We start from the raw sequence: 25,819 nt of genomic DNA, 5'->3' as shown, positions 1-25,819 counted from the left end.
AGGTACAGAAGAAATGTCTATCGAAATCAAAGTACCGGACATCGGTGCAGACGAAGTGGAAATCACCGAGATTCTGGTGAAAGTGGGCGATAAAGTTGAAGCTGAACAATCGCTGATCACCGTTGAAGGTGACAAAGCTTCCATGGAAGTCCCTTCCCCGCAGGCGGGTGTGGTTAAAGAGATCAAAGTTGCCGTCGGTGATAAAACCGAAACCGGCAAACTGCTGATGATCTTTGAAGCGGAAGGGGCGGCTCAGGCCGCACCTGCTGCCAAAGCTGAAGAAAAACCGGCTGCAGCACCCGCTGCTCCGGCTGCCGCGGCTGCCAAAGACGTTGCCGTTCCGGACATCGGTGCCGACGAAGTAGAAGTGACCGAGATCCTGGTGAAAGTGGGCGACAAGGTGGAAGCCGAGCAGTCCCTGATCACCGTTGAAGGCGACAAGGCTTCCATGGAAGTCCCTGCACCGTTCGCAGGCACCGTGAAAGAGATCAAAATCGGCACTGGCGACAAAGTCACCACCGGTTCTCTGATCATGGTATTCGAAGTGGCTGGCGCAGCTTCTGCTGCCGCTCCGGCTGCGACTGAAACGCCTGCTGCTCCAGCGGCACCGGCTGCCTCTGCGGCCAAAGACGTTGCCGTACCGGATATCGGTGGCGATGAAGTAGAAGTGACCGAAGTGATGGTGAAAGTGGGCGACAAAGTTGCCGCTGAGCAGTCACTGATCACCGTTGAAGGTGACAAGGCTTCTATGGAAGTGCCGGCACCGTTCGCAGGTACCGTGAAAGAAATCAAAATCAGCGCCGGCGATAAAGTGAAAACCGGCTCCCTGATCATGGTGTTCGAAGTTGAAGGCGCTGCACCAGCGGCTGCTCCTGCTCAAAAAGCAGAAGCAGCGCCGGCACCGGCTGCCAGCGCGGCACCAGCCAAACAGGCTGCTCCAGCTGCCAAAGGTGAGTTCGCCGAGAACGACGCTTATGTGCATGCCACTCCGGTCATCCGCCGCCTGGCGCGTGAGTTCGGCGTAAACCTGGCGAAAGTGAAAGGCACCGGTCGTAAAGGCCGCATCCTGCGCGAAGACGTTCAGACTTACGTGAAAGACGCGGTCAAACGTGCAGAAGCGGCGCCAGCTGCTGCTGCCGGTGGCGGTCTGCCAGGCATGCTGCCATGGCCGAAAGTGGACTTCAGCAAGTTCGGTGAGATCGAAGAAGTTGAACTGGGCCGCATCCAGAAAATCTCGGGTGCCAACCTGAGCCGTAACTGGGTGATGATCCCGCACGTGACTCACTTCGACAAAACCGACATCACCGATCTGGAAGCTTTCCGCAAGCAGCAGAACGAAGAAGCGGCCAAGCGTAAGCTGGATGTGAAGTTCACCCCGGTGGTGTTCATCATGAAAGCCGTTGCTGCCGCTCTGGAGCAGATGCCGCGTTTCAACAGCTCTCTGTCCGAAGATGGTCAGAAGCTGACGCTGAAAAAGTACATCAACGTCGGTGTTGCGGTTGATACGCCAAACGGCCTGGTGGTTCCGGTATTCAAAGATGTGAACAAGAAGAGCATCACTGAACTGTCCCGTGAGCTGATGGCTATCTCCAAAAAAGCGCGTGACGGTAAACTGACCGCCGGCGAAATGCAGGGTGGCTGTTTCACCATCTCCAGCCTGGGCGGTATCGGGACAACTCACTTCGCACCGATTGTGAACGCGCCGGAAGTGGCTATCCTGGGTGTCTCCAAGTCTGCTATGGAGCCAGTCTGGAACGGTAAAGAGTTCGTGCCGCGCCTGATGATGCCAATGTCGCTCTCCTTCGACCACCGTGTTATCGATGGTGCAGATGGTGCGCGCTTTATTACCATCATCAACAACATGCTGGCTGATATCCGCCGTATGGTGATGTAATGAAAAAAGGGCGCAGCATGCTGCGCCCTTATCGCTTCTGTAGCAGTTTTGTCGGTTTTTGCACGACTCGACAAAATTGTTGAGACACGGGTCACTCGAACACGCTTTGCAGATTATTAACAATTCTGTAAACTGCTCGCGGTGTAAGCGTCCCGGTGGATGAAGGGCGTTATGAGATCGATTAGCAATAAAAATGACGTCTGACCCGCCGGACAATCAATTAAGAGGTCATGATGAGTACTGAAATTAAAACTCAGGTCGTGGTACTTGGGGCGGGCCCGGCAGGTTACTCTGCTGCCTTTCGTTGCGCTGACTTAGGTCTTGAAACCGTTCTGGTTGAACGTTATTCCACGCTGGGCGGTGTTTGCCTGAACGTGGGATGTATCCCTTCCAAAGCACTGCTGCACGTAGCCAAAGTGATCGAAGAAGCCAAGGCGCTGGCCGAGCACGGCATCGTTTTCGGCGAGCCGAAAACTGACATCGACAAAGTGCGCGTCTGGAAAGAAAAAGTCATCAATCAGCTGACCGGCGGTCTGGCTGGCATGGCTAAAGGCCGTAAAGTGAAAGTGGTTAACGGCCTGGGCAAGTTCACCGGCGCTAACACCCTGGTTGTTGAAGGCGAAAATGGTCCAACCACCATCAACTTCGACAATGCCATCATCGCTGCAGGTTCTCGTCCGATCCAACTGCCATTCATTCCTCATGAAGATCCACGCGTGTGGGACTCTACCGATGCACTGGAACTGAAAACTGTCCCAGAGCGTCTGCTGGTTATGGGCGGCGGTATCATCGGCCTGGAAATGGGCACCGTATACCATGCGCTGGGTTCACAGATCGACGTTGTCGAAATGTTTGACCAGGTGATCCCGGCGGCTGACAAAGACGTGGTGAAAGTCTTCACCAAGCGTATCAGCAAGCAGTTCAACCTGATGCTGGAAACCAAAGTGACCGCGGTAGAAGCCAAAGAAGACGGCATCTATGTCACTATGGAAGGCAAAAAAGCGCCTGCAGAACCACAGCGTTATGACGCGGTGCTGGTGGCTATCGGCCGCGTGCCGAACGGTAAGCTGCTTGAAGCGGGTAAAGCCGGTGTGGAAGTTGACGAGCGTGGCTTCATCAACGTCGACAAACAGCTGCGTACCAACGTGCCGCACATCTTCGCTATCGGCGACATCGTCGGTCAACCGATGCTGGCGCACAAAGGCGTGCATGAAGGCCACGTTGCCGCTGAAGTTATTGCCGGCATGAAGCACTACTTCGACCCGAAAGTGATCCCATCGATCGCTTACACCGAGCCGGAAGTTGCCTGGGTGGGTCTGACCGAGAAAGAAGCGAAAGAAAAAGGCATCAGCTACGAAACTTCCACCTTCCCGTGGGCAGCTTCTGGCCGTGCTATCGCTTCCGACTGCGCAGACGGCATGACCAAACTGATTTTCGACAAAGAAACTCACCGTATCATCGGTGGCGCGATTGTCGGCACCAACGGTGGCGAGCTGTTGGGTGAAATCGGTCTGGCTATCGAGATGGGTTGCGACGCAGAAGACATCGCGCTGACTATCCATGCTCACCCAACCCTGCACGAATCCGTAGGCTTGGCGGCAGAGATCTTTGAAGGCAGCATCACCGATCTGCCTAACCCGAAAGCCAAGAAGAAGTAATTCTGCTGGTTTGAAAGGTGAATAAGCGGCTCCTGAAAAGGGGCCGTTTTTTTATGCGCGGCATCCAGGTAAAAGGCCGCTCGATGAGCGGCCAGTAGCTTACTTGTTCTGGAATATCACGTTGAACGTGAGGCTGTTGCCGTTAACCGACCAACCGCCTTTGCTCACGCCAAACGCCGATCCCAGTACAATGAGCAGGATAAACATGGAACTCCCTTTCATTGCGCGATCCTTGTGGAACCACGACCACCGCGACTTCACCGGAAAAATCCCGGCGGAACAAGCGCTTTGTGGCGCCTGTATCGCAGTTGTTGCAGCACTGTTCTCAAGCCCGATGACCGACTGCTAAACCGGCAGAACAGACCCGGCTAAATATTACGTTGAAATGAATTTTCAGACATTCTTTTTGTTGATTTTTTAATCATCGTTGCGCACAATGTCCCTGCTTTGTGGCGCTTGTATCGTTCTTAACGATGTAAGAAATCCGTGAGGTGCCTGCTAACACCGAACGGAACAACAGAACCGCCTTAATGGCGGTTTTTTTGTGCCTTCCGCTCTCAAATTTTACTATTCGCGACTAATAGCCATTGTAAGTGAGTGGGTATTATGTTGTGCTCGTCAGGCTGATGTATGTTGGGAACGGAACCTCTCTGTAGCCCCGTCGGGCCTGTGTCGCAGCCGATTACACTGCGCTCAACGATTCAGCAAAGATTTAATGTTGCTTTTATGTGAACGAATTAACAACCAATTCAAATCCTGATATGCTGGCTGAGCGGAACCGGGCACTGTACTTACAGTCCAGGACATCGACAGCAGTGCCCCGTCAGGATCAATGGCATCAACACCGTGCGCTAAACCCGGTTTGAATAGAGAACGCCAGGCACAATAAATGACAATGAGAGCGAGGAGAATGTCGTGCTAGAAGAATACCGTAAGCACGTAGCCGAGCGTGCTGCAGAGGGCATCGTCCCTAAGCCGTTAGACGCCACCCAAATGGCAGCGCTGGTTGAATCATTAAAGAATCCGCCAAAAGGCGAAGAAGAATTCCTGTTAGACCTGCTGATTAACCGTGTGCCACCGGGCGTCGACGAAGCCGCCTATGTAAAAGCCGGTTTCCTGGCAGCCATCGCCAAAGGCGAAGCGACCTCCCCCCTGATTACCCCCGAGAAAGCCGTAGAGCTGTTAGGCACCATGCAAGGTGGCTATAACATTCATCCGCTGATCGACGCGCTGGATAACGAAAAATTGGCTGCGATTGCCGCCAAAGCGCTGTCCCATACGCTGCTGATGTTCGACAACTTCTACGACGTGGAAGAAAAAGCCAAAGCGGGTAACCCGCACGCCAAGCAGATTATGCAGTCCTGGGCCGATGCCGAGTGGTATCTGTCTCGTCCGCAACTGGCGGAAAAAATCACCGTTACCGTATTCAAAGTCACCGGTGAAACCAACACCGATGACCTGTCGCCGGCACCGGATGCCTGGTCACGCCCGGATATCCCACTGCACGCCCTGGCGATGCTGAAAAACGAACGTGAAGGCATAGTGCCGGATCAGCCGGGCAGCGTTGGGCCTATCAAGCAAATCGAACTGCTGAACAAGAAAGGTTTCCCGCTGGCTTACGTCGGTGACGTTGTCGGCACCGGTTCTTCTCGTAAATCCGCCACCAACTCGGTGCTGTGGTTTATGGGCGACGATATCCCTTACGTGCCTAACAAGCGCGGTGGCGGTGTAGTGCTGGGCGGTAAAATCGCACCTATCTTCTTCAACACCATGGAAGATGCCGGTGCATTGCCGATTGAAGTGGACGTCAATGACCTGAACATGGGCGACGTGATCGACATTTACCCGTACAAGGGTGAAGTGCGTAACCACGAAACCGATGAGCTGATTGCCAACTTCGAACTGAAGACCGACGTACTGCTCGACGAAGTGCGTGCCGGTGGCCGTATTCCGCTGATCATCGGTCGTGGCCTGACTACCAAAGCGCGTGAAGCGCTGGGCCTGCCGCACAGCGACGTGTTCCGCATTGCCAAAGAAGTGGCTGTCAGCAGCAAAGGCTTCTCCCTGGCGCAGAAAATGGTTGGCCGCGCCTGTGGCGTTGCCGGCGTGCGCCCGGGCGAATACTGCGAGCCCAAGATGACCTCTGTCGGTTCACAGGACACTACCGGCCCGATGACCCGTGACGAGCTGAAAGATCTGGCTTGCCTGGGCTTCTCCGCCGATCTGGTGATGCAGTCGTTCTGTCACACCGCTGCGTACCCGAAACCGGTTGACGTGACGACCCACCACACGCTGCCGGACTTCATCATGAACCGTGGCGGCGTGTCGCTGCGTCCGGGTGATGGCGTTATTCACTCCTGGCTGAACCGTATGCTGCTGCCGGATACCGTAGGCACCGGCGGTGACTCCCACACCCGTTTCCCAATCGGTATCTCCTTCCCAGCGGGTTCCGGCCTGGTTGCCTTTGCCGCCGCTACCGGTGTGATGCCGCTGGATATGCCAGAGTCTGTCCTGGTGCGCTTCAAAGGCAAGATGCAGCCTGGCATTACTCTGCGTGACCTGGTACACGCAATCCCTTACTACGCCATCCAGCAGGGCCTGCTGACCGTAGAGAAGAAGGGCAAGAAGAACATCTTCTCCGGCCGCATTCTGGAGATCGAAGGCTTGCCGGATCTGAAAGTCGAGCAGGCATTCGAACTGACTGACGCTTCGGCCGAACGTTCCGCTGCCGGCTGTACCATCAAGCTGGATAAGGCACCGATTGAAGAGTATCTGAACTCTAACATCGTGCTGCTCAAGTGGATGATCTCCGAAGGCTACGGCGACCGTCGTACCCTGGAGCGTCGTATTCAGGGCATGCAAAAATGGCTGGCGGATCCGCAACTGCTGGAAGGCGATGCGGATGCAGAATACGCTGCGGTGATCGACATCGATCTGGCAGAGATCACTCAGCCAATCCTGTGTGCACCAAACGATCCGGATGACGCGCGTCTGTTGTCCGACGTGGCCAACAGCAAGATCGATGAAGTGTTTATCGGTTCCTGCATGACCAACATCGGCCACTTCCGCGCGGCCGGCAAGCTGCTGGATCAGCACAAAGGCCAGTTGCCGACCCGTCTGTGGGTGGCTCCGCCAACCAAGATGGATGCGGCTCAGTTGACCGAAGAAGGCTACTACAGCGTATTTGGCAAGAGCGGTGCACGTATCGAGATCCCGGGTTGTTCACTGTGCATGGGCAACCAGGCGCGCGTGGCCGACGGCGCGACGGTGGTTTCCACCTCGACCCGTAACTTCCCGAACCGTCTGGGGACCGGTGCCAACGTGTATCTGGCTTCTGCAGAGCTGGCGGCGGTGGCTTCGCTGCTGGGTCGTCTGCCAACACCGGACGAGTACCAGACGTACATGGCACAGGTCGATAAGTCAGCGGCGGATACCTACCGTTATCTGAACTTTGACCAACTGGGTCAGTACACGGAAAAAGCCGACGGCGTGATCTTCCAAACCGCTGTTTAAGTCGCTATATTGCGCAACTGTTTAACGGGAGGCCTTGGCCTCCCGTTTTATTTTTCTCAGTTGCCAACTTTGCGAGCGCTCACTGAGTTAGTCATGAATTAATGTTTACACTAAGAGAAAGGGCTCAGGAGGGCGTGCTATGGATTACGAATTTCTGCGTGACGTTACCGGTCAGGTGGTGGTCAGATTTTCGATGGGGCATGAGGCGATTGGCCACTGGATCAACGAAGAACTCAAAGGCGACTTCAACCTGCTCGATCGCATCGAAGCCGGTGCGGCGCAAGTGAAGGGCAGCGAGCGTCAATGGCAGCTGGAAGGTCATGAATACACGTTGCTGATGGACGGGGAGGAAGTGATGATCCGCGCTAACCTGCTGGAGTTCGAGGGCGACGAGATGGAGGAGGGGATGAATTACTATGACGAAGAAAGCCTCTCATTCTGCGGCGTCGAAGACTTTTTGCAGGTATTGAAGGCCTACCGTTCTTTTATGCTGAAATACTGAACGTAAGGGCGCGGCGTGCCGCGCCCGATACAGATTACAGATGCGGAATATTGCGGCCGTAATAGATTTCCTGCATCTCTTTCCACAGCAGATCGGTAATCTCTTTACGCTCGGCTTCGCTCAGCGCGTCCGGTTTGGCGTTAAACAGGTAGTGCTTCAGATCGAAATCCTTCAGCAACATCTTGGTATGGAAGATGTTTTCCTGATAAACATTCACGTCCATCATGTGGTACAGCGCCTTCATATCATCAGACATAAAGTTCTGGATCGAGTTGATCTCATGATCGATGTAATGCTTCAAGCCGTTTACGTCGCGGGTAAAACCGCGCACGCGGTAATCCATGGTGACGATGTCAGATTCCAACTGGTGGATCAGATAATTCAACGCTTTAAGCGGTGAAATCACGCCGCAGGTGGACACTTCGATATCGGCGCGGAAGGTGCAAAGACCGCCTTCCGGATGGCTCTCCGGATAGGTATGAACGCAGATGTGGCTCTTGTCCAGATGTGCGACTACCGTCTTTGACAGTGGGCCCGGGTGTTCTGAAGTATCGACATCGTCCGGGTCGACCGGCTCTTCGCTGACCAGAATGGTGACGCTGGCGCCCTGAGGCTCGTAGTCCTGACGTGCGATGTTGAGAATATTGGCGCCAATGATCGAGCAGGTCTCGCTGAGGATCTCGGTCAGGCGGTTGGCGTTGTATTGTTCGTCAATGTAGGCGATATAGCCAGCGCGGTCGTCCGCGGTTTTGGCGTAACAAATATCGTAAATACAAAAACTCAGGCTTTTGGTCAGGTTGTTGAAGCCGTGCAGTTTTAGCTTATGCAATTTGGTTCACCTCCTTTATCTTCTCGCTTAACGTGAAACGTTCAGTGCGTCGAGCAAATACTGCGGCAGTGCAAAGCTGCCCGCGTGAATTGCCGGGTTATAATAACGACAGTTTAAGCCGCTTTGATGAAAGCGATGTTGCAGCGTTGGCAAGTCGAGCTGACGCAGTGCCGGGTTTTGGCTGGCCCAGGCGAAAGTCATAATGCCGCCGTAATAAGTCGGGATCGCCGCCTGGTAGAAACTGACGTCCTTGAAGTATTGGCTCAGCTTGGTGTGGCTATTGACCGCTTCGTCTTGCTGCAGGAAGCACACGCCGTTCTGCGCAACAAAAATGCCGCCCTCGTTCAGGCAGCGTGCACAGCCTTCGTAGAATGCCGAGGTGAACAGGCTTTCGCCGGGGCCGATAGGATCGGTGCAGTCAGAGATAATCACATCGAATTTTTCATCGGTCTGATTAACAAAGTTGACGCCGTCGTCGATCACCAGCTTAAAGCGTGGATCGTCGTAAGCACCGGCATTGTGATTAGGCAGGTATTGGCGGCAGAATTCCACCACGCCGGCGTCGATCTCGACCATGGTGATTTGTTCAACGCCCTGATGACGGCTGACTTCGCGCAGCATAGCGCCGTCGCCACCGCCGATGATCAGGATTTTCTTCGCCTGACCGTGAGCCAGCAGCGGTATGTGGGTCATCATCTCGTGATAGATGAACTCATCGCGCTCGGTGGTTTGCACCACGCCGTCGAGCGCCATAACGCGCCCCAGAACCGGGTTTTCAAAAATCACCAAATCCTGATGCTCGGTCTTCTCACGATACAGCACGTTCTCTACCGAGAAGTACTGGCCGAAGTTGGCATGCAGTGTTTCATACCAAATTTCTTTCTGGGTCATGTGCGGGAACTCCGTAATAACAGCCATGAAAAATTGGCGCAACATCATAGCTAACTCTGCCTGGTGATGCACGGCTGAATTTCAAACAGAGATAGCGGAAGGCGGGGGGATTAGTTAGCGTAGGCCAGCAGGCTTAGCGAGTCGCGTGCCAGAGATTTGCATTTGTTCGGGGTAGGAATGGCGATACCACTGAGATCGCGATAGCTGTCTTCACCCAGAGCCTTCATATTAAAACTATTATAGTTGGTCAGATCCCAACGGTTTTGCTGCGCGAAATAAACGATGGCGCGTTTGATTTGCGCATTGGGCAAGTCGTTGTAGCCGCAATCGTTTTTCAAATAAATAAACACCGCCGTCAGATCGGCCAGATCTTCCGCTTCGGACTCATTCAGCGCCAGACTGGCGTTGGAGAACCCCAGCATGGTGAGCAACAGCACCAGTAAACTTGTTTTTTTCATCATGAAAATAGACCTGTTTGTTGTCTACAGACGTTATCACACTTGCCTGTAAAGGCACCAAATTTTATTACTCACAGGTAGCATAACCGGCAGCAAAGGCTTGACCTTCCGCTAAGGGGAGGGTTTAGGCTGACGTTTAGATGAGTTAGATCACTGAGAAAAGGGAGTCAGCGATGTTACGCCGTGATTTTATCAAACTGACCGCTGCGCTGGGCGCGGCAAGCGCTTTACCGTTGTGGAGCCGGGGCGCGTGGGCGGCTGAATTGCCGGCGTTACCGATCCCGCCACTGCTGATGCCGGACGCACAAGGGAACATTGCTCTGGCGCTGCAAACCGGTGAGGTGAACTGGCTGCCGGGCAAGGCGACCCAAACCTGGGGCTTTAATGGCGCGTTGCTGGGGCCGGCGGTGCGCCTACAGCGTGGCAAATCGGTCACGGTGGATATCCGCAATGCGTTGCCGGAAGCCAGTACCGTTCACTGGCACGGTCTGGAAATCCCCGGTGACGTAGACGGTGGACCGCAGGCGCTGATTCAGCCAGGCGCAACGCGCAGGGTGCAGTTCACTATCGAGCAGCCTGCAGCTACCTGCTGGTTCCATCCGCACACCCACGGCAAGACCGGTCAGCAGGTGATGAAGGGCTTGGCCGGGCTGGTGCTGCTCGAAGATGACGAAAGCAGTAAGCTGCCGCTGCCGAAAACCTGGGGGCAGGATGATATTCCGGTGATCCTGCAGGACAAGCGGCTGGGCAGGGACGCGCAGATTGAATACCAACTGGACGTGATGAGTGCTGCCGTTGGTTGGTTCGGCGACCGTATGTTCACCAATGGTGCTCAGTATCCCCGCCACGTGGCCCCTCGCGGCTGGCTGCGTCTGCGTTTCCTCAATGGCTGTAATGCACGCTCGCTAAACCTGGCCGCCAGCGATAACCGTCCACTTTATGTGATTGCCAGCGACGGCGGTTTTTTGGCCGAGCCGGTCAAATTAACCGAATTGCCGATGCTGATGGGCGAACGTTTCGAAGTGTTGGTGGATGCCTCTGACGGCAAAGCTTTCGATATCGTCACGCTGCCGGTCAAACAGATGGGCATGACGCTGGCACCGTTCGACCAGCCGCTGCCGGTATTGCATATCCAGCCTTCGCTGGCGCAGGGCATCAAGACGATGCCGGACAGCTTGGTGAAACTGCCAGCGCTGCCTGCGGTGACCGGCATTCAGGAGCGTTGGCTGCAGCTGATGATGAACCCGCAGTTGGATAAGCTGGGTATGCAGGCGCTGATGGATCGCTATGGCCATCAGGCCATGGCCGGCATGAGTATGGATCACGGCGGCATGGGCAATAGCGGTGATATGTCCGGTATGCAAGGGATGGATCACGGCAGCATGAAGGGCATGGACCACGGCAATATGAAAGGCATGGATCACGGCGCGAAGCCGTTCGATTTCAGCCATGGCAATATGATCAACGGCAAGGCCTTCGACATGACCAAGCCGATGTTTGAAGCCAAACGCGGCAAGTACGAAAAGTGGACCCTTTCCGGCGAAGGTGACATGATGCTGCACCCGTTCCATATTCACGGCACCCAATTCCGCATCCTGTCGGAAAACGGTAAACCGCCGGCGGCCCATCGCAGCGGCTGGAAAGATACGGTGCGCGTAGAGGGTTGGCGCAGTGAAGTGTTGGTGCGCTTTGATCACCTGGCCAATAGCGATCACGCCTATATGGCTCACTGTCATCTGCTGGAACACGAAGATACCGGCATGATGATGGGCTTTACGGTAGCTGACTGATCTCCCTGTTGTCTTTCAAGTGGCGGCGCACTCGCGTCGCCACCGGCTTCAGGCTATGCTAAACTCTGCGCCCTTCTTCCGGCAACTGACCTGAAAACTATGAAACACACTGTAGACGTAATGATTTCCGAGCAGGAAGTTAAGACCCGTATTGCCGAACTTGGCCGCCAGATCACCGAACATTACCGCGACAGCGGCAGTGATATGGTGCTGGTCGGGCTGCTGCGCGGCTCCTTCATGTTCATGGCCGATCTGTGTCGCACCATCGAAGTGCCGCATGAGGTCGACTTTATGACCGCTTCCAGCTACGGCAGCGGCATGTCCACGACTCGCGACGTGAAAATCCTTAAGGATTTGGATGAAGATATCCGCGGCAAAGACGTGCTGATCGTGGAAGACATCATCGACTCCGGCAATACGCTGAACAAAGTGCGTGAAATTCTGGCGCTGCGTGGGCCGAAATCCTTGGCGATTTGCACCCTGTTGGACAAGCCTGAACGCCGTGAAGTGGAAGTGCCGGTTGAGTACGTCGGTTTCTCAATCCCGGACGAATTCGTGGTGGGTTACGGCATTGACTACGCTCAGCGCTACCGCCATTTGCCGTACGTCGGCAAAGTGGTGCTGCTGGACGAGTAAACTGCTGTGGGCGCGGCATGCCGCGCCCTATGAGCTTTAGATGCCTTTATCCTGTTGCAGCGTGGCCATGGCTTTGCGATAGCCCATTTCCAGGCTTTCGCGGCTGGTCGCAGCCACTTCCAAATCGCGCAGGCGGCCGTCCTGGATCCCGTACACCCAACCGTGAATCATCACTTTCTGGCCGCGTTTCCATGCTGATTGCATGATGGTGGAATGGCCCAGGTTGTAGACCTGCTCAATAACGTTGATTTCACACAGCACGTCGAGACGTTGTTCCGGTTCCAGTTCACCCAGCAGTGAGCTGTGTTTGTACCACAGGTCGCGAATGTGCAGCAGCCAGTTATTGATCAGCCCCAGTTCCGGGTTCTCGACTGCCGCTTCCACGCCGCCGCAGCCCAGGTGACCGCAGATAATAATATGCTCGACTTCCAGCACGTCGACGGCGTATTGCACCACCGACAGGCAGTTTAAATCGGTATGGATCACCAGGTTCGCCACGTTACGGTGAACAAACAGCTCACCCGGCTCCAATCCGGTCAGTCTTTCCGCCGGTACGCGGCTATCAGAACAACCTATCCATAAAAAACGGGGCTTTTGCGCCTGTGCTAAGCGTTCAAAAAAGTTTGGGTCTTCCTTGCTGATGTTAGCTGACCAGGTGTGGTTATTGGCGATAAGCTTTTCGATCTCTTTCATGGCGGTTATAGGCCTGTAACGAACAGATTGCGTTGGGGTAATATAGGACAAGCGTCACAATTTGGATATCGGAACAGTGGCGCCGGGCGATATTCGGCCACTTTTTATTCAATATGGCGGGATGGAACCTGAATATACCGCACGGATTTGCCTCAGTGAAAACGCTGCTGATGATAAGATCATCTTCATTACAAAAACGCAGCAGCATACTCATCGTCACAAGGTACTTTTTAACTTATGAATTATGCACTGGAATTAGCGCAGTTAACCAAGACTTACGCCGGTGGCGTCAAGGCGTTGCGCGGGATCGATCTCAATGTCGAAGCGGGGGATTTCTATGCCCTGCTGGGGCCGAACGGCGCCGGAAAATCCACGACCATCGGCATCATCAGTTCGTTGGTTAACAAAACCTCCGGCAGCGTACGGGTGTTCGGCTACGACATCGACAAAGACATCGTTAACGCCAAGCGTCAGCTCGGGCTGGTACCGCAGGAGTTCAACTTTAACCCGTTCGAAACCGTGATGCAGATTGTGGTCAATCAGGCGGGCTACTATGGCGTGACCCGCCGCGAGGCCTTGGCTCGTGCGGAAAAATACCTGACTCAGCTGGATTTGTGGGGCAAGCGCGAAGAACGCGCTCGCATGTTGTCCGGCGGCATGAAGCGCCGCTTGATGATCGCCCGGGCCTTGATGCATCAGCCAAAACTGCTGATCCTCGATGAACCGACTGCCGGGGTGGATATCGAGCTGCGTCGCTCTATGTGGGGCTTCCTGAAAGAGCTTAACGCCCAGGGCACCACGATTATTCTCACCACTCACTATCTGGAAGAAGCAGAAATGCTGTGCCGCAATATCGGTATTATCCAGAACGGTGATCTGGTGGAGAACACCTCGATGAAAGGCCTGCTGGCCAAGCTGAAGTCCGAAACCTTTATCCTCGATCTGGCGGCGAAAAGCCCGCTGCCGAAGCTGGACGGCTACCGTCATCGCCTGACGGACACCTCGACGCTGGAGGTGGAAGTGATGCGCGAGCAGGGCCTGAACGGCCTGTTTACCCAGCTCAGCGCACAGGGCGTCCAGGTCCTGAGCATGCGTAACAAGGCCAACCGGCTGGAAGAGCTGTTTGTCACCCTGGTTAACGGTAATGGAGAAAAAGCATGACGCGTTTGTATTGGGTGGCTTTGCAGAGCATTTGGGCTAAAGAGATCAACCGATTTGCCCGTATCTGGATCCAGACCCTGGTGCCGCCGGTGATCACCATGACGCTGTATTTCATCATCTTCGGCAACCTGATTGGTTCACGTATCGGCGAAATGCACGGTTTCGATTACATGCAGTTTATCGTTCCCGGCCTGATCATGATGGCGGTGATCACCAACTCGTACGCCAACGTGGCCTCGTCGTTCTTCAGCGCCAAATTCCAGCGCAATATCGAAGAACTGCTGGTGGCTCCTGTGCCGACGCACGTGGTGATTGCCGGTTACGTCGGCGGCGGTGTGGCGCGGGGTATCTGCGTCGGCGTGTTGGTGACCGTGATCTCGCTGTTCTTTGTGCCGCTGCAGGTGCATGCCTGGTGGGTGATTGTGGTCACGCTGTTACTGACGGCGATCTTGTTCTCGTTGGCGGGCCTGATCAACGCGGTGTTTGCCACCACCTTTGACGATATCAGCCTGATCCCGACCTTCGTGCTGACGCCGTTGACCTACCTGGGCGGGGTATTCTACTCGCTGACGCTGCTGCCGCCGTTCTGGCAAGCGGTGTCCAAGCTGAACCCGATCGTCTATATGATCAGCGGTTTCCGCTACGGTTTCCTGGGTATCAGCGATGTACCGTTGGCGTTCACCATGGCGGTGCTAGTGGCGTTTATCGCGGTGTTCTATCTGCTGGTCTGGTTCCTGATCGAGCGCGGCCGCGGTTTGCGCACCTAATAGTATGGCGTCCCCGGGCAGACGTACGGGGACGCGTTTATCAATCTGCGGCAAGCATCCCGTAAATCAATAAAATTGCTCGAATAACCCCTTTCTCCCCGCTGTTCAAATCGTGCTATGCTGACGCTCCACATTTTCTCCATTTTGTTATATACCCTATGAATTTCATGTTGCAGCCAGGCGGCCAGCTCACTCATCCTCAGGTAAGTCATGAGATGATCGAGTGCAGGTAACAACGCTGCGCTCTGAAATACGACGGGTATTACGTACTCGTAAGTAGAATATAACCATGCGGTCTACACACAAGATAGCGGCTGGAGTACTCGGCATCCTGTTGTCGTTTGCTTCCCCGGCCAGCCTGGCAAGTTTGTTGTCGGAAGACAGCGCCGTTAAATCCGAATATATGGAAGCGCAGCGCGACAGCGAGGTTTATTCGCTGATTGGCGAACACGTTATTCCGGTCGGCGAAGTGAAGCAGGGGCAGCTGATTCAGGTGTTCCCGGCGGATGCGGAGTATTACGAGTTCAAATTCGGTCACGGCACCGGGTTTATCGATAAAGACGATGTGCGTGATCTTAAAAAATCGCGCAAGGTGAAGGACGATCTTGGCGAGCTGAATAAGCCGCTGACCAACCAGAACCTGATCACTCAAAAGGCGATCAACGTCTATACCGATGCGGATAACGCCAGTGATGTGTTTGGCGTGCTGGAAGAGAATCTGCGCTACCCGATTATCGGCAAGCTGAAGGATCGGCTCAACAATACCTGGTATGAGATCAACATTGGCGATCGTCTGGGTTATGTCAGTGAGCTGGACTGCGAGATCGACACCGGTATTCCGGTGCTGACCTACCATCACCTGCTGAAAAACGAAGAGAACAAGCGTTTCCGCCATACCTCGACCACCACTTCCGACGTGGCGTTCAGCAATCAGATGACCTACCTGAAGCAGGCGGGCTACGACACGATTTCCCTGTATCAGTTGGAAGCCTATCTGAACAACCAGATCAACCTGCCCGGTAAGGCCGTGGTGCTGACGTTTGATGACGGGCTGAAATCGGTCTACCGTTACGCTTACCCGGTATTGAAGAATTACGGCTTCCGCGCCACGGCGTTTATTATTTCCTCACGCATCAAGCGCCACCCGCAAAAGTGGAATCCTGATTCGCTGCAGTTTATGAGCATTTCCGAACTGAAGCAGATCCAGGACGTGTTCGACGTGCAGTCGCATACGCATTTCCTGCATCGTACCGACGGCAATCGTCAGCCGATCCTGCTGAGCCGTTCGCTACACAACATAGAATTCGATTTTGAGCACTCGCGCCGCGCGCTGTCGCAGTTTAATCCGCATGTGCTGTATGTGTCATACCCGTTTGGCGGCTATAACCAACGGGCGATACAGGCGGCGAAGGATGCCGGTTTCCATATGGCGGTGACCACGGTGCAGGGCAAAGTGAAGCCGGGGGACAACCCCTATACGCTGAAGCGGTTGTACATTCTGCGCACCGACTCGATTCAGACCATGGCGGACAGAATCGCCAACAAGCCGGGAACGCTGGTGGTGCAGTAATCAGGAAGAAACGGGCGCCGACGGCGCCCGTTGTGACTTTTAGGCGACCTGAACCGGCACGGCTTTCGCCTTGCGCTGCAGGTTATTGTCGCCTTCGAAGTAGGCCACTTTCGGATGGTGTTGACGGGCATCGGCATCGCTCATCTGCACGTAAGAACAGATGATCAGCTTGTCGCCGACGCAGGCGCAACGCGCTGCTGCCCCGTTGACCGAAATAATGCGCGAGCCGCGTTCGGCAGCGATGGCATAGGTTGAGAAACGCTGACCGTTATCAACGTTATAAATATCGATAGCTTCATATTCCAGAATGCCTGCGGCCTCCAGGAAGTCCTGATCGATGGCGCAGGAGCCTTCATAGTGCAAGTCGGCCTGAGTCACTTTCACCCGATGCAGCTTGCCTTGCAGCATAGTACGTATCATAACTTTACCTAACTGAGTATCCGCCTTCACAGGCGATTGAGGTTGAACATCCATCCGGCGTTTATCGTCACCGATAAGTCCCTCCATGTCTACTTTCAGAGGGGCTGTAACAGTGACGACTGCACAAAAAGTAGCTTACAGCGTCAGATCAACCTGTTGGTTGTCAATCAAGCGCGCCTTGCCGAGCCAGGCGGCCATCAGCACCACTGCCCGTTGGCTTTCCACGCCCAGCGGTTGCAGGCTGTCGGCGTCACGGATAAACAGTTCGTCCGGTGTGAAACCAGCGCTGCGCAACTGAGAGGCGGTGTGTTCCAGCAACTCGTCGACATGCCGTTCGCCGTTGCTGAGCTGTTCTGCCAGCGCATTCATGATCTTGCTGAGTTGAGGGGCGATTTTACGCTCTTCGGCGGTCAGGTAGCCGTTGCGTGAACTGAGCGCCAGGCCATCCTTAGCGCGTACGGTAGGCACGCCGACGATGTCGATGTCGTAACCCATGTCCGCCACCATTTTGCGGATCAACGCCAGTTGCTGATAATCCTTCTCGCCAAAACAGGCCAGGTCCGGCTGCACCAGGTTGAACAGCTTGCTGACAATGGTCGCGACGCCGCGGAAGTGGCCCGGACGGCTGGCCCCTTCCAATATGGAGGACAGGCCAGGTACGTCGACATAGGTTTGTTGCTCCAGCCCCTGAGGGTAGATATCGGCCGGCGCGGGTGCGAACACCAATTCTACGCCGCGACGGGTCAGCTTCTCGCTGTCCTCTTGCAGGGTGCGCGGGTAGCGCGCCAAATCGTCAGGGCGTTCGAACTGCATCGGGTTGACAAAAATACTGACCACCACGACATCGGCACGTGCACGTGCTTCATCGACCAGCGTCATATGGCCTTCGTGCAGGTTGCCCATGGTCGGCACCAGCGCGATGCGTTTACCCTCTTGACGCCAGCGGCGGATCTGCTGACGCAACAGAGGCAGGGTTTCGATAATTACCATTCCATAACTCCTAACGCAGTCACTTTAGTTGAATGAGTGCTCTTCAGCGGGGTAAATTCCTTGCTCCACGTCCTGAATATAGTGTTGCACCGCCGAGCGGATATCGCCGCTTTGCGCCAGGAAGTTTTTAGCGAATTTAGGCGTGTGGCCGCCGGTGATGCCGAACGCGTCGTGCATCACCAGGATTTGGCCATCGGTGGCATTGCCGGCACCGATGCCAATCACCGGGATGGTCAGTTCTTCGGTGATCTTGCGCGCCAATTCGGTTGGCACGCATTCCAGCACCAGTAGCTGCATGCCGGCCAGCTCCAGATTTTTGGCATCTTCCAGCAGTTGCTTGGCGGCAAGCTCATCACGGCCTTGCACTTTGTAGCCGCCAAACACGTTAACGGATTGCGGCGTCAGGCCAAGGTGGCCGCACACCGGCACCGCACGTTCGGTCAGCATTTTCACCGTTTCGCACAGCCAGCTGCCGCCTTCCAGCTTCACCATGTTAGCGCCGGCCTGCATCAGCTCGGCGGCATTGGCACAGGCCGATTGCGGCGTGGCGTAACTCATAAAAGGCATATCGGCCAGCAACAGACAGGCTGGGGCGCCGCGCCGGACGGCGCGAGTATGATAGGCAACGTCGGCGACGGTGACCGGCAGCGTGGAGTCGTGGCCCTGCAGCGTCATCCCCAGCGAGTCGCCTACCAGCAACACTTTAACGCCTTGCTCTTCAAACAGTTTGGCAAAGCTGGCATCGTAGGCGGTGAGGGAAGCAAACTTGCGTTGTTCCTGCTTCCACTGGCGCAAATGGGTCACGGTGGTGGGTTTCATCACTACGTCTCCTGAATAGGGCCGAGCGGTATGCGCAGGGCCCTGGCTGCAAAAAAGTGCTGTCATTCTACTGTAACCCTAACGGGGTGGGTAGCGCAGATCATCATGCTTAAGAGCTTCTTAAGAACCTTGTGGTGTAATGGGCGGCAATGGCTAAAAAAGGACGCACATGCGAATTTTGCTGATAGAAGATGACAAGTTAATTGGCGACGGCATCAAGGCTGGCTTGACCAAACTCGGCTTTAATCTGGACTGGTTTACCGATGGTCTGGTGGGGAAAAACGCGCTGGAAAGCGCGCCTTACGACGCGGTTATTCTCGATCTCAGCCTGCCGGGTCTCGACGGTTTGGATCTGCTGCGACAGTGGCGGCAGGCTGGCCACGACGTGCCGGTGCTGATCCTCACCGCGCGTGATGCGTTGGAGCAGCGGGTCAGCGGCCTGCAGAGCGGCGCTGACGATTACCTGTGCAAACCTTTTGCCCTGGCGGAAGTTGCGGCTCGCCTGCAGGCGTTGATCCGTCGTCGCCACGGCCAACTGATGCCGCAGCTGGTGCATGGCAATGTGGTATTTGACGCCGCCACCCGCAGCGTGAGCTGCAACGGTGAACCGGTCACGCTGACGCCGCGCGAGCTGGCGGTGCTGGAACTGTTTTTGCACAACAAGGGGCGGGTGCTGGCGCGGCCGCTGATCCAGGAAAAATTGTACAACTGGGACGATGAGGTCAGCAGCAACGCGGTAGAAGTGCATATTCACCACCTGCGACGCAAGTTGGGCAATAGTTTTATCCGCACCATTCACGGCGTGGGTTATACCCTGGGGGATGTGCCGTGAAACATCTTAGTCTGCGGTTGCGGCTGATCCTGATCTTCAGCCTGCTGGCATTATTGACCTGGTGCTCCGCCAGTTTGGTGGCGTGGATGATGACGCGCAACAACATCAACGAAGTGTTCGATACCCAACAGATGTTGTTCGCCAAACGCCTGGCGACCGCCAATCTGGGGGATCTTTTGGCCGACGAAAATGCACGCAGCCTGCCGAAAACCAAGAAGCTGGTGCATCACGGTAAACGCGGCGAGCAGGACGACGACGCGCTGGCGTTCGCCATTTTCGACCGTAACGGCAAGATGTTGCTCAATGATGGCGAGAACGGGGCGGATTTCCTGTTTGATGGCGAGCGAGAAGGCTTTACCGATGGTGAACGCAAAGGCGATGACGACAGTTGGCGGCTGCTGTGGCTGACCAGCCCGGACGGGCGTTATCGCATCGTCGTGGGGCAGGAGTGGGACTATCGACGCGATATGGCGTTGGGCATGGTGACCGGGCAACTGGTGCCCTGGCTGGTGACGCTGCCGATCCTGATGCTGCTGATTGCCTTGATGGTCGGGCGAGAACTGAAGCCATTGCGCACGGTCGCCGCTGGACTGCGCAAGCGCGCTCCGGATGACGCCACACCGCTGGACGCGCGCGCCAGGTACCTACCGAAGTGCGCCCACTGGTGGATGCGCTTAACGCGCTGTTTGCCCGCATTAATGCGCTATTGGTGCGTGAGCGGCGCTTTACCTCCGATGCGGCCCATGAACTGCGCAGCCCGCTGGCGGCGCTGCGGGTGCAGACGGAAGTGGTGCAACTGGCGGGTGATGACGAACAGATGCGCGAGCATGCGCTGGAAAACCTGACGGTGAGTATCGATCGCGCGACCCGGCTGGTGGATCAGCTGCTGACGCTTTCGCGGCTGGATTCACTGTCTGATCTGGCCGAACTGGAAGCGGTCGACTGGGGGCAACTGGTGCCGATGACCCTGGCCGAACAGGATCGTCATGCCCATGCCGCAGGTGTCACGCTGCGCTATGAACAGCAGGGCACACCACCGCCGTTACAGGGGCAAGCGCTGCTGCTGTCGCTGCTGGTGCGCAATCTGGTGGATAACGCAGTGCGTTACACGCCGGCAGGCGGCACCGTTACGGTGAAGTTGACAGAGCGGATGCTGAGGGTCGAAGACGATGGTCCGGGCGTGACGGAGGAGCACCTGACAAGGCTAGGGGAACGTTTTTATCGCCCACCAGGACAGGAACAAACCGGCAGCGGGCTGGGATTATCCATAGTGCAACGTATCGCCAGTTTGCACGGTCTGCGCATCAGTTTTGCCAATCGGCCGGAAGGGGGATTTGTCGCGCAGGTGGTGCTGTAAGGGCGCTGTATATGAACTACGCCCGACGCTGGCGTTTACTTGGGTTTATGCCACAGTTCCATGCCGTTTTCCGGCACGCGCTTCAGGCAACTGGTCAGCGACTCGCCGTCCGGGAAAATCAGGTCAGGGGCGATTTCCGCCAGCGGGTAGAGCATGAACTCGCGTTCTTTCAGGCCGTAATGCGGCACCGTCAGGCGATCGGTATGAATAACCTGATCGCCGTACAGCATGATGTCTAAATCGAGGGAGCGTGGGCCCCAGCGCTCATCTTTGCGCACGCGGCCCTGATTGCGTTCTATCGCCTGGGTATGATCCAGCAGCTGTTCCGCGGGCAGCAAGGTATCCAGCGCCACCACCGCATTGAGAAAGTCCGGCTGGTTTTGCGGCCCCAGCGGCTTGGTGCGGTAAAACGAAGAACAAAGGATCAACCGGGTGCGCGGGAGATGCTCCAGCGCTTCCAGTGCGGCCTTGACCTGTTGCAACGGGTGCGCCAGGTTACTGCCCAGCGCGATATAAACGCGGATCATTATTCCCCTTCTTTACGCGGCGTCCGACGGCGAGGGCGGCGTTGACGCGTGCGGCGCGGCGCCGGATCGTCACCCAAGGTACTCAACATGTTCTTTTGGCGCGCCGGGGTGGCTTCCTGGAACTCGCCCCACCATTCGGTCAGACGCAACATCTCCTGGTTTTCTTCCACTTCGGCACGCAGCGCCAGCAGATCGTAAGCGGCGCGGAATTTCGGGTGTTCCATCAGCTTGTGCGCGCGCTTGCCCTGGCGGCGAGACAGACGGAGCTGCAACTGCCAGATATCGCGAACCAGCGTGGTAATGCGTTTCGGGATCGCCAATGAACGGCATTGCTCGTCCAGCACGTCATTCATCGCTAGTGCGAAGGCGTCGTAGTACGCCAGACCGCTTTCCTGCGCCAGTTTCTGCGCATGTTCCAGCAGCGGATACCAAAGCATAGCAGCAAACAGGAATGCCGGATTGACGCGCATGTCGTTTTGCAGACGGTAGTCGGTGTTCTTCAGCACCTGAACCAGAATACGCTCCATTGGCGTGTCATGGGTCGGGGTGAAGTGACGTGCGATCTGCGGGAACAACGGCTGGAACAGCTGGTATTCACACAGCTTCAGATAGGTTGGGTAACCGTAGCCTGCCTGCAGCAGTTTCAGCGACTCTTCAAACAGGCGCGCCGGTGGGATCTCATGCAGCAGCGAGGCCAGACGCGGGATCGGCTCGGCGGTTTCGTCACTGATGGTCATGTCCAGCTTGGCGGCAAAGCGAACCGCACGCAGCATGCGCACCGGGTCTTCGCGGTAGCGGGTTTCCGGATCGCCGATCAGACGAATCACGCCCTGCTTCAGGTCGCGCAGGCCGTCGACGTAATCACGCAGGGTGAAGTCCGCCACGCCGTAATACAGGCTGTTGATGGTGAAGTCGCGACGCTGAGCATCTTCTTCGATCGAACCGAAGATGTTGTCGCGCAGCAGCATGCCGTTTTGGGCCTGCTGGGAAGAGTTTTTGTCAGAATCCGGCGTTTGCTGTTCGTGGTGGCCACGGAAGGTGGCAACCTCGATGATTTCCGGCCCGAACATCACGTGCGCCAAACGGAAACGGCGGCCCACCAGGCGGCAGTTACGGAACAGCTTGCGCACTTGCTCCGGCGTGGCGTTGGTGGTGATGTCGAAATCTTTCGGTTTTTTGCCCAGCAGCAGGTCACGTACACCGCCGCCGACCAGATAAGCTTCGAAGCCGGATTTATTCAGGCGGTACAGCACCTTCAGCGCGTTCTCACTGATGTCTTTACGTGAGATGGAGTGCTGATCGCGGGGGATAACGGTCATTGGGCCGGTTCCCTCTGCGGCAGGAAAAGGTGGGCGTTTACGCGGTGCCTGCCGGCGGGCAGGAGTATCTCTGCCGCGATCGGCGGAACGTTGCTGCGGCGCAGACGGCTTCGCAGCCACCGCGCTTTCTTCGCGGACTACGTTTGTATCGCTGACCGGCGCATCGTCACGCGGCAGCTTGTCATCGCGGGTTAGCACCTTACGGCAGAAATTGGCTACTCGGGTAAAAATGGTACACCTCGATAGTGTCTGAAAAAAATGGCGCTAACAAAAAATAGCGGCTAATCATAGCTCACCATGGCTCTTTTGAGAATGCTGATGTGTTTTCGTCCAGGGGAATAGCCTCCTGACGCGGCACATCATCCAGCTTCCAGTGTGCGATCGCCCAGCTCAATAATAACGGCAGGTCAAGATCTTGCCAGCTTTCCGGCAGCGGTTGGCGCAGAAACTTCAGTGCGGCAACCAGCACCGGGCGGGGATCGCCTGCGGGCAGCGCGGGCGCATGGTTTTGCTTCGACAATTTGATGCCGTTGGCACCCAGCGCCAACGGCAGATGAACATAGGCGGGCACCGGCGCCTGTAACTGACGGTACAGCGCAATCTGACGCACGGTAGGTTCGATCAAATCGGCGCCGCGCACGATTTCGGTCACGCCCTGAAAATGGTCATCAACCACCACCGCCAGGTTATAAGCGAACAGCCCATCGCGTCGACGGATAATAAAGTCTTCCCGCGCCAACGCCGGATCGGCCTGCAACTCTCCCTGCAGGCGATCGTGAAAGGCATAAACCGGGCTGGATTGGCGCAAACGGATGGCGGCGCCCTGCGGGCCGAGATTCAAAGCACGGCAATGACCATCATAAAGACCGCCAATCTGCTGGATACGACTGCGGGTGCAGTTGCAGAAATAGCTCAGTCCCTGCTGATGCAGGTGTTCCAGAGTGGCGCGGTAAGCTTCGTGACGTTGGGATTGATAGATGACCTGGCCGTCCCAGTGGAGACCATAGTGTTCCAGAGCGGATAAGATACGATCGGCCGCACCGGCGACTTCGCGCGGGGGATCGATATCCTCAATGCGAACCAGCCATTGCCCGTGTTGGGCACGAGCCTGGAGGTAGCTTCCCAGAGCGGCAATCAGCGAACCGAAATGCAGATCCCCGGAAGGCGATGGGGCAAAGCGCCCCACATAATGTCTTTCTTGCATATCAGAGGGGAAACTTTCCCTTTTCTCTGTGCGGCGCACACTGACGCGCACGCCGCAGCGATAACAACTGTATTAGCCGGCCATCTGCTTTTCGCGGATTTCGGCCAGAGTCTTGCAGTCGATGCACAAATCGGCAGTCGGACGCGCTTCGAGGCGACGAATGCCAATCTCCACGCCGCAGGATTCGCAGTAGCCGAAATCTTCGTCTTCTACTTTTCGCAGCGTTTTCTCGATCTTTTTGATCAGTTTGCGTTCGCGATCGCGGTTACGCAGTTCAAGGCTGAATTCTTCTTCCTGAGTGGCACGGTCGGCCGGGTCAGGGAAGTTTGCTGCCTCATCCTGCATATGCGATACAGTACGGTCCACTTCATCCCTGAGCTGGTTGCGCCATGCTTCAAGAATGCGCTTGAAATGCGACAACTGGGCGTCGTTCATGTACTCTTCGCCCGGCTTCTCTTGGTACGGCTCCACCCCAGCGATGGCGAGAATGCTCAAGGACGAGGTTTTACGGGTTTGCCCTTCTTGCATGTTGCTTCTCCTACATACACACGCACTATCGAATCCCCAATGCGGGGGAAAAACAGGCCGCTATAAATACCAGATGGGGAGTAGGTTGGCAATTATTCCTGTCGCCTGCTTGACAATGGTGTGAAGGAAGGCGTATTTGGCGATGCGATAACCGGTAGTCGGATTATTTGTACCCGGTCAGCGCTAATCGATAAAAAACGGTAACTTATCGCAGAGAGATATACCGTCAGGTGATAATTTAGCCCTATAACAAACCACTTCTACGCCCAACTGCTGAACCTGTGCCAACAGTGCCGCATAACGCTCATCTATATGATGTGCCGGTGCGACCTGCTCAATACCGCTATGTAACACAGCAAAGAACAATACCGCCCGTTGCCCGCTTTCAACCACGCTTTGCAACTCACGCAAGTGTTTCTGTCCTCTGAGCGTTACCGCATCAGGAAAGTAACCACGTTGTTGTTGCAGTAATGTGACTGACTTAACTTCAATATAGCAGTTGGCTCGATTTTCTGCCTGTAATAACAAATCGATACGGCTATTTTCACTGCCATATTTTACTTCGCTGCTGATTTTACTGTAACCGGATAATTCATTGATTAGATTCTGTTCGATTGCCTCGCGTACCAGCCCATTGGCACGCAGGGTATTTACGCAGATCCAATCCCCCTGTTGGGTATGCGTCAGTTCCCAGCTGTGGGCGTATTTGCGTTTGGCATTATCCGAGGTGGAGTACCAAACGGTGTCGCCGGGAGTCGCACAGCCGGTCATGGCCCCGGTATTGGCGCAGTGCAGCGTGAAGGTTTCCCCTTCTGGCGTGACGACGTCCGCCAGAAAGCGTTTGTAACGTTTAATCAGCGTGGCATGGCGCAGGGGGGGCGTAAAAATCATGGGGTGTCCTGAGGGGCTAAGGGCCATTGTTCAAGCATCTGATAACGCGTGCGGCCGTTTTCAAAAACTGACTGGTATAAGGCGAATTCGTTGGCGCTGAAGTGCCAGCCCGGCGTTGCGGGCGGTATGGCGACCGGCTGGGTCGCGGAGCGCAGCAGGGTGATATGCGGATGAAACGGCATTGGGCTTTGATAACAGCCGCTGCGCGCCGCCTGCGAGCGCAGCAATTCCGCCAGTTGCAACAGCCCACGTGGCGCGCGCCGGGTGCCAAGCCAAACGACGCCGGGACGCGGCCAGTGACCGAGATCATCGAGCACCATGCTGAAACCGGGCTGACTGATGCGACCGGCCAGTTTTTTCAACGCCGTTTCTTTCTGCGCCGTGACGTCGCCGAGAAAGGCCAGCGTCAGGTGCAAATTGGCGGCCGCGACCGGCCGACCGGCTTCCGGCGTAAAGGCATCGGCACGCCAGCGGATCACCTGCTGCTGCAGCGCATCAGGCAAGGTCAGGGCGAAAAACAGGCGGCGCGAACTGGACATAGATACCCGGCAAGTAAATGAAACGCAGAGT

The 25,819-nt window shown here is 55.9% G+C and carries 24 protein-coding genes and 1 pseudogene; 12 read left to right on the top strand and 13 right to left on the bottom strand.

Going from position 1 to position 25,819, the window contains the following annotated elements; all coding sequences use genetic code 11:
* Positions 1-13 precede the first annotated feature (13 nt).
* From aceF to yacL, 5 genes are all read left to right on the top strand, one after another.
* Positions 14-1,894, top strand: coding sequence for a pyruvate dehydrogenase complex dihydrolipoyllysine-residue acetyltransferase (gene aceF, locus M495_RS20480; protein ID WP_020828583.1), 1,881 nt, complete (start codon positions 14-16; stop codon positions 1,892-1,894).
* A 233-nt stretch (positions 1,895-2,127) separates the two neighbouring features.
* Positions 2,128-3,552 (top strand): dihydrolipoyl dehydrogenase, encoded by a 1,425-nt coding sequence (lpdA, locus tag M495_RS20475; protein WP_020828582.1) that lies wholly within the window; start codon positions 2,128-2,130, stop codon positions 3,550-3,552.
* A 205-nt stretch (positions 3,553-3,757) separates the two neighbouring features.
* Positions 3,758-3,901, top strand: a complete 144-nt coding sequence (locus tag M495_RS25890; RefSeq protein ID WP_153263149.1) for a hypothetical protein — start codon at positions 3,758-3,760, stop codon at positions 3,899-3,901.
* A 566-nt stretch (positions 3,902-4,467) separates the two neighbouring features.
* Positions 4,468-7,065, top strand: coding sequence for a bifunctional aconitate hydratase 2/2-methylisocitrate dehydratase (acnB, locus tag M495_RS20470; protein ID WP_020828580.1), 2,598 nt, complete (start codon positions 4,468-4,470; stop codon positions 7,063-7,065).
* A gap of 139 nt (positions 7,066-7,204) precedes the next feature.
* Positions 7,205-7,567, top strand: coding sequence for a protein YacL (yacL, locus tag M495_RS20465; protein ID WP_020828579.1), 363 nt, complete (start codon positions 7,205-7,207; stop codon positions 7,565-7,567).
* 34 nt (positions 7,568-7,601) lie between these two features.
* On the opposite strand, the gene speD is transcribed toward yacL, so the two are convergent.
* The 3 genes from speD to M495_RS20450 form a co-directional block, all read right to left on the bottom strand.
* Positions 7,602-8,396 (bottom strand): adenosylmethionine decarboxylase, encoded by a 795-nt coding sequence (gene speD, locus M495_RS20460; protein WP_020828578.1) that lies wholly within the window; start codon positions 8,394-8,396, stop codon positions 7,602-7,604.
* Positions 8,397-8,423: 27 nt separating this feature from the next.
* Entirely contained in the window at positions 8,424-9,287 is an 864-nt protein-coding gene (speE, locus tag M495_RS20455; RefSeq protein ID WP_041415683.1) for a polyamine aminopropyltransferase, read from the bottom strand.
* Positions 9,288-9,397: 110 nt separating this feature from the next.
* Complete coding sequence (locus tag M495_RS20450; protein ID WP_041415681.1) at positions 9,398-9,745, bottom strand: YacC family pilotin-like protein; 348 nt, start codon at positions 9,743-9,745, stop codon at positions 9,398-9,400.
* A gap of 173 nt (positions 9,746-9,918) precedes the next feature.
* On the opposite strand from M495_RS20450, the gene cueO reads away from it, so the two are divergent.
* Both cueO and hpt read left to right on the top strand, forming a co-directional pair.
* Complete coding sequence (cueO, locus tag M495_RS20445) at positions 9,919-11,535, top strand: multicopper oxidase CueO (RefSeq protein WP_020828575.1); 1,617 nt, start codon at positions 9,919-9,921, stop codon at positions 11,533-11,535.
* A gap of 99 nt (positions 11,536-11,634) precedes the next feature.
* Positions 11,635-12,171 carry a hypoxanthine phosphoribosyltransferase gene (hpt, locus tag M495_RS20440; RefSeq protein ID WP_071827054.1) on the top strand — a complete coding sequence of 179 codons (537 nt, stop codon included), beginning with the start codon at positions 11,635-11,637 and terminating at the stop codon, positions 12,169-12,171.
* Positions 12,172-12,207: 36 nt separating this feature from the next.
* On the opposite strand, the gene can is transcribed toward hpt, so the two are convergent.
* The gene (can, locus tag M495_RS20435; protein WP_012146699.1) at positions 12,208-12,864 is read right to left on the bottom strand and encodes a carbonate dehydratase; all 657 of its coding nucleotides are present in this window, start codon (positions 12,862-12,864) and stop codon (positions 12,208-12,210) included.
* 237 nt (positions 12,865-13,101) lie between these two features.
* Here can and M495_RS20430 point away from each other — a divergent pair, with 237 nt between their 5' ends.
* The 3 genes from M495_RS20430 to M495_RS20420 all read left to right on the top strand — a co-directional run bounded on the left by M495_RS20430 (position 13,102) and on the right by M495_RS20420 (position 16,362).
* Positions 13,102-14,025, top strand: a complete 924-nt coding sequence (locus M495_RS20430; protein WP_020828573.1) for an ABC transporter ATP-binding protein — start codon at positions 13,102-13,104, stop codon at positions 14,023-14,025.
* Positions 14,022-14,792 (top strand): ABC transporter permease, encoded by a 771-nt coding sequence (locus M495_RS20425; RefSeq protein WP_020828572.1) that lies wholly within the window; start codon positions 14,022-14,024, stop codon positions 14,790-14,792. The genes M495_RS20430 and M495_RS20425 overlap by 4 nt, the downstream gene beginning before the upstream one ends.
* A 289-nt stretch (positions 14,793-15,081) precedes the next feature.
* Positions 15,082-16,362, top strand: a complete 1,281-nt coding sequence (locus tag M495_RS20420; RefSeq protein ID WP_041414946.1) for a polysaccharide deacetylase family protein — start codon at positions 15,082-15,084, stop codon at positions 16,360-16,362.
* Positions 16,363-16,401: 39 nt separating this feature from the next.
* Here M495_RS20420 and panD read toward each other — a convergent pair whose 3' ends face one another.
* From panD to panB, 3 genes are all read right to left on the bottom strand, one after another.
* Positions 16,402-16,782 carry an aspartate 1-decarboxylase gene (gene panD / locus M495_RS20415; RefSeq protein WP_037416822.1) on the bottom strand — a complete coding sequence of 127 codons (381 nt, stop codon included), beginning with the start codon at positions 16,780-16,782 and terminating at the stop codon, positions 16,402-16,404.
* 135 nt (positions 16,783-16,917) lie between these two features.
* Positions 16,918-17,772 (bottom strand): pantoate--beta-alanine ligase, encoded by an 855-nt coding sequence (panC, locus tag M495_RS20410; protein ID WP_020828569.1) that lies wholly within the window; start codon positions 17,770-17,772, stop codon positions 16,918-16,920.
* Between the two features lie 24 nt (positions 17,773-17,796).
* Positions 17,797-18,591, bottom strand: coding sequence for a 3-methyl-2-oxobutanoate hydroxymethyltransferase (gene panB / locus M495_RS20405; protein ID WP_020828568.1), 795 nt, complete (start codon positions 18,589-18,591; stop codon positions 17,797-17,799).
* A 169-nt stretch (positions 18,592-18,760) separates the two neighbouring features.
* Between panB and qseB the strand changes: the two genes are divergently transcribed.
* Together qseB and qseC are read left to right on the top strand one after the other, a co-directional pair.
* Positions 18,761-19,423: a quorum sensing response regulator transcription factor QseB gene (qseB, locus tag M495_RS20400; protein WP_020828567.1), complete on the top strand. Its 663-nt coding sequence runs from the start codon at positions 18,761-18,763 to the stop codon at positions 19,421-19,423.
* Positions 19,420-20,780: pseudogene (qseC, locus tag M495_RS20395) on the top strand (quorum sensing histidine kinase QseC). The gene qseB and the pseudogene qseC overlap by 4 nt, the downstream one beginning before the upstream one ends.
* 35 nt (positions 20,781-20,815) lie before the next feature.
* Here qseC and folK read toward each other — a convergent pair.
* The 6 genes from folK to thpR all read right to left on the bottom strand — a co-directional run bounded on the left by folK (position 20,816) and on the right by thpR (position 25,788).
* Positions 20,816-21,307 (bottom strand): 2-amino-4-hydroxy-6-hydroxymethyldihydropteridine diphosphokinase, encoded by a 492-nt coding sequence (gene folK / locus M495_RS20390; RefSeq protein ID WP_020828566.1) that lies wholly within the window; start codon positions 21,305-21,307, stop codon positions 20,816-20,818.
* Positions 21,307-22,857, bottom strand: a complete 1,551-nt coding sequence (gene pcnB, locus M495_RS20385) for a polynucleotide adenylyltransferase PcnB (RefSeq protein WP_071844533.1) — start codon at positions 22,855-22,857, stop codon at positions 21,307-21,309. Before pcnB ends, folK begins: the two co-directional genes overlap by 1 nt.
* Before the next feature lie 61 nt (positions 22,858-22,918).
* On the bottom strand, positions 22,919-23,830 hold the full coding sequence (gene gluQRS, locus M495_RS20380; RefSeq protein ID WP_020828564.1) for a tRNA glutamyl-Q(34) synthetase GluQRS: 912 nt from the start codon (positions 23,828-23,830) through the stop codon (positions 22,919-22,921).
* A 72-nt stretch (positions 23,831-23,902) separates the two neighbouring features.
* Entirely contained in the window at positions 23,903-24,358 is a 456-nt protein-coding gene (gene dksA, locus M495_RS20375) for an RNA polymerase-binding protein DksA (RefSeq protein WP_020828563.1), read from the bottom strand.
* A gap of 183 nt (positions 24,359-24,541) precedes the next feature.
* On the bottom strand, positions 24,542-25,249 hold the full coding sequence (gene sfsA / locus M495_RS20370) for a DNA/RNA nuclease SfsA (RefSeq protein WP_020828562.1): 708 nt from the start codon (positions 25,247-25,249) through the stop codon (positions 24,542-24,544).
* Positions 25,246-25,788 carry an RNA 2',3'-cyclic phosphodiesterase gene (gene thpR, locus M495_RS20365; protein ID WP_020828561.1) on the bottom strand — a complete coding sequence of 181 codons (543 nt, stop codon included), beginning with the start codon at positions 25,786-25,788 and terminating at the stop codon, positions 25,246-25,248. The genes sfsA and thpR overlap by 4 nt, the downstream gene beginning before the upstream one ends.
* Positions 25,789-25,819 lie beyond the last annotated feature (31 nt).

Source organism: Serratia liquefaciens ATCC 27592, from assembly GCF_000422085.1.
In the GTDB taxonomy this organism is placed as follows: Bacteria; Pseudomonadota; Gammaproteobacteria; order Enterobacterales; family Enterobacteriaceae; genus Serratia; species Serratia liquefaciens.
This window is presented reverse-complemented; position numbering and strand designations above follow the sequence as displayed.